Origin of the sequence: Nitratidesulfovibrio sp., from assembly GCF_040373385.1 — a bacterium.
Taxonomy (GTDB): domain Bacteria; phylum Desulfobacterota; class Desulfovibrionia; order Desulfovibrionales; family Desulfovibrionaceae; genus Cupidesulfovibrio.
Genome location: NZ_JBDXXH010000010.1, coordinates 157,854 through 170,622 on the forward strand (window position 1 = coordinate 157,854; position 12,769 = coordinate 170,622).

The window sequence follows — 12,769 nt, forward strand, 5'->3', positions numbered from 1 at the left end:
AACGGACCTTCCGTGGCCGAAGTCGGCAGCCCGCCCGCATTCGACATCTTTCACTCCGGCACGGCCGGAAAGGACATCCATATGACAAAGAAGAAACGCGACGAGAGCTACGTGCTGCCCGACGCGAACGACCTGACGGCCCTGTTTCGCGAGGCGCACCGCCCGCTGACCATCGACGCGCTGATGCGCATGCTGGGCCTGCACCGCCGCATGAAGAAGGAACTGGAGGGCCGCCTGGAGGACCTCGTCCGGCAGGGGCGCACCATCCGCCTGCGCGGCGGGGCCTGGGGCCTTGTGGAACAGCTGCGGCTGGTCACGGGTACCCTGTCCATCCAGCGTTCCGGAATGGGCTTCGTGCTGCCCGAGGAAAAGGGGCGCGACGACATCTACGTGCATTCCTACCAGATGGGCGATGCCTGGCACGGCGACAAGGTGGTGGTGGCCCTGCTGCCCGGACGCCACGGCAAGAATCCGGAAGGGCGCATCGTGCGCGTGCTGGAGCGGGGCCGCAAGGAAATACCCGCCCGCGTGGTGCGCAGCATGGGCAAGCACAGCCTGCTGTGCCGCCCGGCCGACCCGCGCATGGCCGTCAGCTTCATGGTGGACATGAGCGCCGTGGAAGAGAAGGCCGAAAAGGGCGACCTTGTGGTTGCCGCCCCCGGTGACAAGGTGGAGGACGGCCTGTGGGCGGCCACCGGGCTTGCCGTGCTGGGCGCCGACGACAACGTGCTGGTGCAGGAACGGTTGGTGAAGATCAACCACGACGTGCCCACCGACTTTCCGCCCGAGGTGCTGGAAGAAGCCCGCGACCTGCCCGCCGAGCCAAGCCGCGACGACATGGAAGGCCGCATCGACTTGCGCCACCTGGAGTTCGTCACCATAGACGGGGCCAAGGCCCGCGACTTCGACGACGCCGTGTACGTGGAGGAACAGAGCACCGGCTACCGCCTGTGGGTGGCCATCGCCGACGTGGCCCACTACGTGCGGCCCGGTTCGGCCATGGACCGCGAGGCGCAGGCCCGGTCCAACTCGTACTATTTCCCGCAGTCGGTGGAACCCATGCTGCCCGAGGCCCTTTCCAACGGGCTGTGCAGCCTGAACCCGCGCGTGCCCCGGCTGGCCATGGTGGCGGAAACCTTCTTCTACGCCGACGGCAGCCCCGGCCGCAGCAAGTTCTATGCGGCCATCATCGAATCCAAGGCCCGGCTTACCTACGGGCAGGTCAACCGGGCGCTGATCGAGAAGGACGAGAAGGAGCGCCGCCTGCTCACCCCGGTGCTGCCCCTGCTGGAACGCGCCGAAGGGCTGGCCCGCCTGCTGAACGCCAAGCGTTCGGAACGCGGCAGCCTGGACTTCGACCTGCCCGAGCCGGAGGTGATCTTCAACATCTACGGCGAGACGGTGGACATTGGCCGCAAGGTGCGCCACTTCGGCCACCAGATCATCGAAGAGTTCATGATCGCCGCCAACGAGGCGGTGGCCCGCTTCCTGACCGAAAAGAACGCCCGCTTCCTGTACCGGGTGCACCCGGAGCCGGACACCGAGAAGCTGGAGGGGCTGTTCAAGGTGCTGGCCCGCACCTCGCTGGCGCAGCACCTGCCCGGCAAGCCTTCGGCCAAGGCGTTGCAGGGCGTGTTGCAGGCGGCCAAGGGCACCGACCAGGAATTCGTGGTCAACCGCATGGCCCTGCGCACCATGATGCAGGCCCGTTACGCGCCCGACCACGAAGGCCATTTCGGCCTGGCTTCGGAATGCTACTGCCATTTCACCTCGCCCATCCGCCGGTACGCCGACCTGATCGTGCACCGCGCGCTGCGCCGCACGCTGGGGCTGCCGGTGAACGGGCCGCTGCCGGGCGAACGGGCCCTGCTGACCATTGCCGACACCCTGAACGTGAACGAGCGCGTGGCCATGGAGGCCGAGCGCGAGATACTCAAGCGCATCACCGTGCTGTTCCTGTCCGAACGGGTGGGTGAAGAGTTCACCGGGGTCATTTCCGGCATCATCGACTTCGGCTTTTTCGTGGAATTCAACGAGGTGATGGCCGAGGGCATGGTGCGCCTGTCGTCGCTGGACGACGACTACTACGGCTACCTGCCGGAGCGGCAGGAACTGGTGGGCGAGCGCACGGGACGCAGCTTCCGGCTGGGCCAGGCCGTGACGGTGCGCCTTGCGGATGTCAACGTGGCGCGGCTGGAGGTGAACCTGGCGTTGGCCGGTCCGGACGCCGTGGCGTCCACCGGGGTGCGCAAGGAACGCCGCGATCATGCTGGCCGGAGCGGGCGGGACGCCCGTGGCGGGCGCGGTGCGCGTCCCGGCACTCCCGACGGGCGTGACGGTCGCACCGGTCGCCGTGAACCCGATAGCGTGGCCGCAGCGCCCGCGCGGGCTGGTGCCCTTGACGAACGCGCCGCCCGCAAGGCCCGCGCGCGCGCGGCTACCGATGCCGGGTTGGACGATCCGATGCCCACACCCATTCCGGAACCGTTGGAGAATGCCCCGCGCCGTGGACGAAAGCCCGCGCAGCCCGGCAAGGGGCGGGCCGCCGCCGAGCCCGCTCCCGGTCGCAAGGATGGCGCCGCGAAGAAGGCTGGCAGTGTCTTTGGGCAAGCCCCGGCAAAGCCGGATTCGGCCCGCCGTGGCAAGGGCGGTGACGCCAAGGCCCGGACGCAGGAAGACAAGGCGTCCTCTCCGGTGAAACCGGGCGGCAAGGGAAACGCTGGCGACGCAGGCAAGGCGTCTGCCAAGGGCAACGGCAAGACCGTCGCCAAGGCCGGGGATAGCGGCATGGCCGCCACCGCCGCAAAGGGTGGTGCGGGCACAGCCAAGGCAGCCCCTGTATCCGACAGGCCCGCGTCGGGCACGAAGGCCGGGGGCACGACCACCAAGGGGGGCAATGCCCCGAAAGCTCCGGTCCGGTCAGGTGATGCAGGCACGTCGGGCCCGAACACGTCGGGCAGGGACACGTCGGGCAGGGGCACGTCGAGCAGGGACACGTCCGACCAAAACAAAGCGGACAGGGACACGTCGGGCAGGGGCAAGGCCTCCGGGAACGATTCCGCCAAGGGCACGCCGCCCGCGAAAGGCAGGCCCGCGTCCGCCAAGGCCGAATCCGCCAGAACCGAGTCCCCCAAGTCCGAATCGGCCAGGACCGGCGCGCCTGGGTCCAAGTCTCCTGCGCCCGCCAAGCCCGCCCCCATTAAGCCTGCCAAGGCCCCAAAGCCCCCAAAGGACGGCAAAGGCTAGCCGCCGTTACCCGTCCGCCGAGACTGCAACACAACGCCGCCCCGGAGATTTCTCTCCGGGGCGGCGATTTGTTCATGGGTGCGGCAGTCCGGGCCGATTGCGTCTTGCGGGGGGCGAAAGGGGCAGGTCCGCCGGACTCCGTCCGCCGGGCTCCCGGTCCGGCTACAGCCGGGTGATGCCGAAGCGGGCCAGCAGTTCCGCCAGACGCTGGTTCAGGTTGGTGGTGGAGCGCGACAGCAGGTCCAGGCTGACGTACAGGGCAAATTCCACCCGGAACGAGGCGTCGGTCCACAGCGAGCCGATTTCGCGGGCCAGTTGCGGCTCTATCTGCAACAGATGCAGCAGTGATTCCAGTTCCGTCGCCGTCTGGGGGCGGAAGAGCTGCATGGTGGGCCTGCCGGGGTCCGGCTGCCACAATTTGTTGCGGCGGATGCGCGTCAGCCCGGAATCGAACAGCGTCTCCACGGCGGCCACCGAGGTGCGCCGCTCCTTGCGGGTGCGGATATGGATCTTGCCCATGTCCTCGCCAGCGCGGCGGCGCAGCAGGGTGACGAACTGGAATTCCAACAGCGATTGCAGGGCCTTGCCCAGACACGGCAGTGAAAAGTCGCCCAGGGTGCGGCGCACGATGCCCGTCTCCTTGGGCGAAAAACCGTCCAGCGCCCGCAGGAAGTCCTCGCGCAGCAGGTTCAGGGTGATGGCCACGCTGCATGCCATGCCCACCACCTGCTCGCGCAGGAACTGCACCTGCTCGGCGTTGACCTCTGGCGCGGGCTGTGCGGGTGCATCGGGTGTTTCGCCTTCCGCATCGGGCGCAGCACCGCCCGCTGCATCGCCAGTCAGGCCGCCGGACAGCAGCAGGGTTTGCAGCTTCTCCATTTCCTTGGCGGCGGGGTCGATGCACACGATCTGGCTGATGAAGTCGATGTCGCCCGTGGCAAAGGGGTAGTCGGGCCGTGCGGCCATGCCCTGCAGGATGTCGTGCACCAGCTTGCGCGCCTTGCGGCTGACGAAGTCGCGCGTCTCGAACTCGAACAGGGTCTGCACCCGCGTCTTGTCCAGGGGTTTCGGCGTGCGGCACAGTCGTTCCAGCAGGGCGTCGAAGGGGTAGCGGATGACCAGCAGCGAGCGTTCCTTGGACAGGGTGAACGCTTCCTGCGTCATGATGGCGTCGTAGGCCTCGTCCACCATGCGCACCACGAAGTGTTCGAAGTGCTTGCGCCAGAACTGTTCGTCCAGTTCGGTGGATTCGGTGATCGCGTCCGAGGGGCCAAGGGCTTCTTCGCCGTAGGCGCGGACCAGGGTTTCGATGAAATTGTCGGTACACAGGGCGGTGGTGTACACCACGCCCTGCACGCATTTCAGCAACTGGGTCTCGGTGTTCACCAGGCGGGTGCGCAGCTGGCTGGAATCGCCCCCGCCGGGCTTGGCGTACTGCCCCAACTGGGCCACGAATTCGCCCACCAGCTTGCGGATGTGCCCGTGCAGCGGGTCCACGGCGCCGCGCGCGGCCACGATCTCGATGATGGACCGTTGCTGCGTTTCCAGCAGGGGATATTCGTTGATGCGGTCACTGTTGGTGCGGATGAGGCTGAGCAGCACCTCGCGCTCCACCACTTCGCGCACGGCGCGGCGATCCTTGGTGGCGGCAAGGCAGGCCACGTAGGTGGCCAGGCGTTCATCGGGTGGCGGGCCTTGCGTCGGTTCGTGGTTTCGCGCGTCGGTCATGGCAGGTTCCTGCGTGCGGCGTTCTGCGGGTGCGAGACTGGGGGTAATCCCCCATTCGCATGTGGGGGCGCTCCATGTCTCTGTCCGCTGACGGGCGGATTGTCAATCCCGATATCATGAAGTCAGCTCTCGTGCCATGGCTTCGCCCTGTCCGCCGCCCCCGGCCATGCGGGCCAGTTCCTTGCGGATGTCCTCGCCATCCAGTCTGCGGCACAGGGTGAAGGTGGCATTGTCCGCCACCTCCTTGCTGACCTGGAAGTGCCTGCCCGCGCGGGCGGCCAACTGCGGCCAATGGGTAATCAGGATCACCTGCCTGCGCCCGGCCAGCGCGGCCAGCCGGTCCGAGACCCGGTTCAAGGTCAGCCCGCCCACGCCGGAATCCACTTCGTCGAAGATCAGTGTGGCGGTCTCGTCGCGGGCCATCAGCCCCACCACGGCCAGCAGGAAGCGCGAAAGTTCGCCCCCGGAGGCTATGCGGTCCAGCGGCTGCGGCGGCTGGCCGGGGTTGGGCACCCACATCAGGCGCGCCCGGTCTTCCACGCAGCCGGGCCACGGCTCGTGCGGGGTGAAGTCGAAGGCCACGCGCACATGCTCTGAAAAGCCCAGGCCCGCCAGTTCGCCCTCCAGCGCCTGGGCCAGCCGTGCGGCGGCCTCGTGCCGGGCGGGGTTCAGTTCGGCCAGCACGGCGCACAGCCGTTCCTTCAGGGCCTCTTCCTCACGCTCCAGGGTGCGCAGGTCCAGGCGGCAGGCATCCAGAAACGAAAGATTTTCCTCGATCTCGCGGCGCAGATCCACGATCTCGTCCAGGGTGCGGCGCAACTTGCGCTTGAGCTGGGCCAGTTCGTACAGCCGCTTTTCGATGGATTCCACGTCCATGTCGTCGTCACCATCGGATGCGGCGGGGGCGGGGCGGCGGCGCAGGCGGCGCTCCAGGTCGGCCAGCCCCTGCCGGAAGGCCGAAATGGTGGCCACGTCACCAGACCAGCCGGAGGCATCACCAGACGAGTCGGGGGCGTCACCGGCGGCAGAGGCATGCAGCCGGGCAAGCCCGTCCAGCGCCCGTTCCAGCAGGCCAAGGGCCTCGGCCACGCCGGGGCCGTCCTCGCCGCGCAGCACGGCCAGGGCGCGTTCCTGCGCCTGCTGGGCCGACGCCACGTCGCGCAGGGCGCGGCGGCGTTCCTCCAGCCGGTCTTCCTCGCCCGCCTCGGGGGCTACCTTGTCGATCTCGCGCTGCTGGAATTCCAGCACATCGCGCCGATCCTCCAGCGTGCGCGCACGGGTTGCCAGTTCCTCGCGTCTCGCGGCCACATCGCGCAGTTCCTTCAGTCCTTCGTCGCGGGCGGCCAGCAGGTCGGGCCGGTTCAGGAATTCATCCAGCAGCCGGGCCTGGAAGGCGGGTTGCAGCAGTTTCTGCTGGCCGTGCTGACTGGTGTGTACCACCAGCGAGGCGCGCATGTCGCGCACCGCGTCCTGCGAGCTCAGCCGGTCGTTGATGAACAGGCGGCTGCGGCCCGTGTCCGCCGTCAGTTCGCGGCGCAGCACCATGTCGCCGTCGGCAAGGGCGAACAAGGCCTCCACATGGGCCTTTTCCTTGCCGGGGCGGACCATGTCGGCCGTCAGCCGGTCGCCGATGAGGAAGTTGAGCGCCTTGAGGATGAAGCTCTTTCCCGCGCCCGTTTCGCCGGTAAGGGCGTTGAGGCCGGGGGCGAAGTCTAGTTCCATGTCCTCGATGAGCGCGAGGTCCCGAATGCGCAGATATTCCAGCATGAGGTGTCCTTGCTCAGGTCCGGTGGCCGTCGTCCGCCGGGGGGGCGGTGATGGCGTTCGGTGAAAGGTCGATTTCGGCGTTCGGATTCGCGGTCTGCGGGGTGCCTGGTGGTGCGGCGGATGATGGCGCGGGCGCTGCTGCGGATGGCGTGGCGGGCGCCATATCCAGTCCCCGGCGCAGGTGCCCGCCCGGGCCGTGCCCGTCCAGCAGCCGCAGGAAGGCCCGTTCCTGGCCCTCCGTGGTGGCGCGTCGTCCGGCCTCGGCAAGTTCGTGCAGCCCTTGTTCCACGCGGTAGGCGCGCAGGCTGGCCAGGCCGTACTCCGCCTGGGTGCGCCACGGCGCGCCGGGCTCCAGCGCCAGACGTGCCAGAATGCCGAGCCTGTAGAAAGTGAGCGCCTTGCGGCGTGAAGTCAAGCGCTCAACCCCCCGCATCCATTCAAGGTCGCCGCCGTTGTGGCGTTGCGCCAGCACCAGCATCTCGAAGGCAGCTTCCGGGCAGTGGCGCTCCGGATCATAGGTGAACCCCGGCTGGGCATCGCGGTCTTCGCGGCGCAGCAGTTCCGCCCACAGCAGGCAGGCGTGGTATACTGATTGCGGCTTTTCCGGGGCGCGCGGTTGCCGGGCCTGGTGCAGGCGGTACCAGAAGGGTTTGGCGGCCTTCAGGTCGCCGCGCAGCAGCGCCGCCCCGGCGGCGGCCACGTTGACGTCCACGTCGTCCGCGTGGGCTCCGGTGGCCAGCAGCCGGTCGAACAGTTCCGCCAGGGCAGGCGTTTCGCGTACCGGCAGGGGAGGCTGCCCCTTGGGCGGTTCCGCAGCCGCGCGCAGCCGCGCGGCCATGTTCGCCGGGGTTTCGGGCAGGGTGTCCAGGGCGGTGGACACCGCGTCCGGCGGCAGGTCCAGGGCACCGCCGCGCATGCGGTGGAACAGCGTCAGCCACAGGGCCTCCGCGCCTGCCGCACCGGTGGCGGCGTTGCCCGGCGCCCTGTCCACGGCATCCAGCACCGTGGCCGCCCGGTGGCCCGGCAGGTGGTGCGCTTGCACCCGCTCCCATGCGGCCCGACCGATGCGTTCGGCCACATCCGGCTTGCGCAGCAGGAAACGCAGTTTTTCCAGCAGGTCCAGCCCGTCGGTGTAGACCACCATTTCGTGGCCGTCCTCGAACAGCGCGTCCTGATCCGGCCCCACGTCGGGCGTGAGCACGCAGGCCCCGCACGAAGCACCCTCCGTGAGCCGGAAATTGACCTCGAACCCGATGGATTCGTTGGGAATGATGCGCGTGTCGCCGTACAGGTGCAGCATTTCGGCAAAGGGCACGCCCTGCCGGGCCTGCACGCCGAACCGGTCCCGCAGAAGTTCGGCCAGCCAGCCGCGCAGGGGGCGGTACTTGTCCAGCACGCCCACCAGGGAAATGTCGTGCCCGCGCCCGGCATGCGGCTGCCACGGGCGGGCGTGCCCGTACATGGCCAGGTGCACGGCATGCGGGTGGCGCCATTGCGGCGGCAGCGCCCGGAACAGCGAAAGGTGGGGAGTGAACAGCACGTCGAACAGCCGCGCGTAGTGGCGGTGCCAGTGCATGTTCAGGTGGCTGTCGATGGCCCAGTAAGCCTTGCGGCAACGCAGGGTTTCCAGTCCGGCCAGGATCACCCGCGCGCCCAGCGTTTCCTGCTGCACCAGCAGGTCGGGGGCAAAGCCGCGCGCATCCAGCAGGGCGGTGATGTCCACGATGCCGCCGGGCGGGTGCAGGTCCAGCACCTCGTGCCCCATGCGCCGGAACTCGGCGGTCAGGTGCGTGCCGATGCAGGCGATGCGCATGGCCTATCGCTTCAGGCGCGGATCCAGCAGGTCGCGCAGGCTTTCACCCAGCAGATTGTAGCCGAGCACGGTGAGCAGTATGGCGCAGCCCGGAAAGACGGACAGCCACGGGGCTATCTCCAGCACGTCCTTGCCCTCCAGCAGCATGTTGCCCCAACTGGGCATGGGCGGCTGTACGCCAAGCCCCAGAAAGCTCAGGGCCGATTCGGTCAGGATGGCCCCGGCAACGCCCAGCGTGGCGGAAACCAGCACCGGGGCCACGGCGTTGGGCAGCACGTGCAGGGCCAGGATGCGCACCGGACCCGCCCCGGCCAGCCGGGCGGCGGCGATGAAGTCGCGTTCGCGCAGGGACAGGGTTTCCGCCCGCACCAGCCGGGCCACGCCCATCCACGAGGTGAGCCCGATCACCGCCATGATGTTCAGCAGGCTGGGCTCCAGAAAGGCGATGACCGCAAGGATCAGGAAGAACGACGGGAAGCACAGCATGATGTCCACGCAGCGCATGATCAGTTCGTCCGCCAGCCCGCCGAAGTAGCCCGCCGCCAGCCCCAGCGCGAGGCCAATCGCGACGGAAATGCCCACCGAGACAAAGCCCACCCACAGCGACACCCGCGCGCCGTGCAGCATGCGCGAGAGCACGTCGCGGCCAAGGGCATCCGTGCCCAGCAGGTGCGCGGAAGACGGCGGGTGCAGGATGGCGGTAAGGTTCAGCGCGGTGGGGTCGTGCGGGGCTATCCACGGGGCCAGCAGGGCCGCCGCCGACATGACCAGCACCAGCGAAAGGCCGGTGGCCAGCATGGGGTGGCGCATCCAGAAACGCAGCCACAGGCGGGGAGAGAACAGGGCGGCCGCAGTCATGGGTTGCCCCCCCCGTCACCGCTGTCGTCGCCGCCCGTGCCCCCGGTGAGCCGGATGCGCGGATCGGCCAGTCCGTAGCACAGGTCGGCCAGCAGGTTGCCGATCAGCGTCAGTACCGCGCCCAGCACCAGGTTGCCCATGATCAGCGGGTAGTCGCGGGCCATGACAGCCTGGTAGAAGAGTTGCCCCAGGCCGGGCAGGGCGAAGATGGATTCGATGATCACGCTGCCGCCGATGAGCCCCGGCAGCGAAAGCCCCAGGATGGTGATGACCGGCAGCAGCGCGTTGCGCAGCGCGTGGCGGAAGATGACGGTGCGCACCGGCAGCCCCTTGGCCCGTGCGGTAAGGATGTAGTCCTGCCGCAGCACTTCCAGCATGGAGGCGCGCATGAACCGCGAAAGTCCGGCCAGGCTGCCGAAGGTGTAGATGAAGATGGGCATGGCCAGATGGGCTAGGATGTCCCACGCCTTGCCCAGCGGCGACATGGCGGCGTGATCTAGCGATGTCAGGCCGGAAATGGGCAGCCATTGCAGGTGGATGCCGAACAGCAGCATCATCAGCAGGGCCAGCCAGAACCCCGGCATGGCGAACCCCACGAACACCAGCACCGTCATGGCCCGGTCGAACAGCCTGCCCTGCCATTGGGCCGACGCAACCCCGATGGGAATGGCGCACAACAGGGTGAGCAGCAGCGAGGCCACGTTCATGCCCACGGTAAGCGGCAGTCGTTCCTTGATCTTGTCCCACACCGGGCGCGGGTCGCTGGACATGGAATTGCCGAAGTCCAGCCGGGCCAGGCGGCCCAGCCACTGCACGTACTGCACGTGCAGCGGCTTATCCAGGCCGTACAGGGCTTCCAGCCGCTTGCGCGTTTCTGCCCCGGCCAGAGGGTTCATGGTGGTCTGCATGTCCGTGGGCGAACCGGGTGCCAGATGGATGACCCAGAAACTGATCACCGTGATGCCCCAGAACACGAAGAGCATCCACGCCAGCTTGCGCCCCATGCGGCGCAGCATGGCGGCCGTGCGGCCACCGTGTCGCGGCGCGGTGGGGCGGTCGCCGCCGTCGTCGGAATAAACCCCGGAACCGGTGCCCCCTGCGGGCTGGCCGTCGGCAACAGGGGAAGCTTCCGGCGAAGGCGATGCGCCGTCCGTCCGGCTGTTTCCGGCGTGCGGCAAGGGCGGGGTATCGCGTAGATCGCTGGTCACGTCGTCGTTGTCCTTGTCATCGTCCTCGTGCCGGTCGTCGTGCCGATCGTCGTGCCGATCGTCGTGCCGATCGGCATGCCGGTCCTCATGTCGGTTCTCGTGCTGCCCTCCGTGCCGGTTTTCCTGCCTTGCGGGTAATGCCCGCAAGGCACGTGGGCCAGGGCGCCGGGGACGGGGCTACGCCTCGTGTTCCATCCACCCGCGCAGGTCGCGCACTTCCTCGGCCCAGCGGTTCGAAAGGCGCACCTCCATGAACTGGCGGTACACCTCGTCCAGAAAGCCGAGGCAGGTTTCGATCAGGTAGATCTTTTCCAGCAGGCGGGCGTCGGGATCATCGTCCTCGCCGTCCTTTTCCACGGTGGGGGTCTTCAGGCTGTTGAGGGAAAAGTCCTCGGCCCGCAGGCTGACCTGCCAGGAATCGGCCTCGCGTTCAAAGCGCAGCAGGGCGCGGGTCACCTTCTTTCCGGTGGTCAGGCCCATGCGCGCCTCGCGCAGGGGGGACATGGAGCCGGAAACGGTGGCGGTTTCCAGGCTTTCGCCCTCGCCGCCCTGCACCGAAATGCGCTGTTCCATGTGCACGCCAAAGGGGCTGCCGTCAGGCATGCGGAACGAGCCGGGCGCGGTTTCGCTGCGGTACCAAAGCCAGGTCAGGAATTCCTGGCCCAGGATCACGTCGGTGGTCTGGCCGAGATAGGGGGTGTCGCTCATCGTGTATCCTTGTCCGGCGCGCCTACCCGGCGAACCGGGTGGGTTCCAGCGTGTCCAGCCGGGTCATGGCGGCCTCGTCCAGCATCGAGGCGGCCAGCGCGTACGGCGTCAGCGGCTCCAGGTGCAGGTCGAAGGTCAGCGTGAAATAGTCGCAGAACAGGTCGATCATCTTCGACTGCGTGGAGGCGAAGTAGACGACGCCCGTGTCGATGGCCCACAGCACGTTGAATTCAGCGGGGATGGGCAGAAAGCGCGACATCAGGCGCAGCCGGGTCTGTTCCTTCAGTTCCTTCTTGCGCTCGCGCGAGACGAACTTCTTGCCCTGTTCCTTGTTGCGGGCCTCTTCCTCGCGCAGGGCAAGGCTCAGGTGCTTCTTCAGCACGGCGGCGGGAATGCGCCGGGTGTCCTGCCGCAGCGAAAAGGCGATGTACCCGCCTTTCTCGGGCGGGGCAGTGCGCCAGGCCATGTCGAGCATGTCATCGAAGCAGACCCAGCCCCACGAGCGTTCGTCGGACGTGGCGTCGATATCACGGAAGCAGAACTGCTTCAGCTTGTCGGTCAGGGTGGGCCAGAGGGTGGCGGGCACCGGGTCCGCGATGCGGAACCGGGTGAAGCTGCTGCTGGCGTTAAGAAAACCCATTGGTGTCTCCCTTGATTGCGGATTGGGCACATACCTAGCCTATCTTGCCGTGGCGCGCCACCCCGTGGCCCACGGTGCGCAGGACGGGACGGTGGTGGCTGGGAGGGGCGACCAGACCCGCCAAGGCCGGCAAATCGGGCGGACGCGGCAGGGCGGCGAACGGCAGGGGGCGGTGTCCTTGTCGATGCGTCGGCGGTTAGGGTTGCATACATATATATGCAAGGTGCCGACGACGGACGTGCAAGCCGACCATGAAGAAAGGGTGGATTGAGAAAGGGCGGGGGAGGGGGAGCTGCAATGGTCGGCAGAGGGGCAAGGCGATGGACTGTCCGGGCGGGGCACAAAAAGGGGGGAACGCACCCCGCCATGGTGGTCCCGGAGACGACCACGCACGCCACGGGGGCTGGATACCCCGGCACGGGGTACTTTTGCCGTTGGCAAATGCGTTTTTTATGCTTTGATTATCAGTGTGTTGGGTTACAATTTCAAGAAATTTGAAAAACGGTGTTGACTTCAGTTGGGTTTCGCGTAGAAACCACCTCCGCGCCGAACGGAACCGGCAACGCCTTCTGCAAGGGGGCTGCGCAGGACCGGGCGGAGCAAAGGTCAGCATGGCCGTCGCGAAAAAAAACGCGAAAGAGTGTTGACGGATGTCTCCGAAAGGAGCATAGCTGAAAGTCCGCCTGCACGCACAACGTGCACGGCGAAAAGGTTCGGACAGTGGTCCGAGCTAGGTTCAAGACCTTGGTTCTTTGACAAGTAAATAGCGAGTCGGGAAGGAATCAGCCTTTACGATAGTAA

Annotated in this window: 8 protein-coding genes; 1 reads left to right on the forward strand and 7 read right to left on the reverse strand. The window is 67.5% G+C overall.

The window, feature by feature from the left end; all coding sequences use genetic code 11:
- Window positions 1-81 precede the first annotated feature (81 nt).
- Window positions 82-3,246 (forward strand): ribonuclease R, encoded by a 3,165-nt coding sequence (rnr, locus tag ABWO17_RS15350; RefSeq protein ID WP_353120042.1) that lies wholly within the window; start codon window positions 82-84, stop codon window positions 3,244-3,246.
- 162 nt (window positions 3,247-3,408) lie between these two features.
- Here the strand turns inward: rnr and ABWO17_RS15355 are convergent, their stop codons facing one another.
- The 7 genes from ABWO17_RS15355 to rdgC form a co-directional block, all read right to left on the reverse strand.
- Window positions 3,409-4,974: a hypothetical protein gene (locus tag ABWO17_RS15355; protein WP_353120044.1), complete on the reverse strand. Its 1,566-nt coding sequence runs from the start codon at window positions 4,972-4,974 to the stop codon at window positions 3,409-3,411.
- Window positions 4,975-5,088: 114 nt separating this feature from the next.
- Entirely contained in the window at window positions 5,089-6,741 is a 1,653-nt protein-coding gene (locus tag ABWO17_RS15360) for a DNA repair protein RecN (RefSeq protein WP_353120045.1), read from the reverse strand.
- 13 nt (window positions 6,742-6,754) lie between these two features.
- Window positions 6,755-8,554, reverse strand: coding sequence for a glycosyltransferase family protein (locus ABWO17_RS15365; protein WP_353120047.1), 1,800 nt, complete (start codon window positions 8,552-8,554; stop codon window positions 6,755-6,757).
- A 3-nt stretch (window positions 8,555-8,557) separates the two neighbouring features.
- On the reverse strand, window positions 8,558-9,412 hold the full coding sequence (locus ABWO17_RS15370; protein ID WP_353120049.1) for an ABC transporter permease: 855 nt from the start codon (window positions 9,410-9,412) through the stop codon (window positions 8,558-8,560).
- A complete protein-coding gene (locus ABWO17_RS15375) occupies window positions 9,409-10,428 on the reverse strand; it encodes an ABC transporter permease (RefSeq protein WP_353120065.1) in 1,020 nt (339 codons plus the stop codon). Before ABWO17_RS15375 ends, ABWO17_RS15370 begins: the two co-directional genes overlap by 4 nt.
- A 369-nt stretch (window positions 10,429-10,797) precedes the next feature.
- On the reverse strand, window positions 10,798-11,328 hold the full coding sequence (locus tag ABWO17_RS15380) for a hypothetical protein (protein ID WP_353120051.1): 531 nt from the start codon (window positions 11,326-11,328) through the stop codon (window positions 10,798-10,800).
- 22 nt (window positions 11,329-11,350) lie between these two features.
- Window positions 11,351-11,968, reverse strand: a complete 618-nt coding sequence (gene rdgC / locus ABWO17_RS15385; protein WP_353120053.1) for a recombination-associated protein RdgC — start codon at window positions 11,966-11,968, stop codon at window positions 11,351-11,353.
- Window positions 11,969-12,769 lie beyond the last annotated feature (801 nt).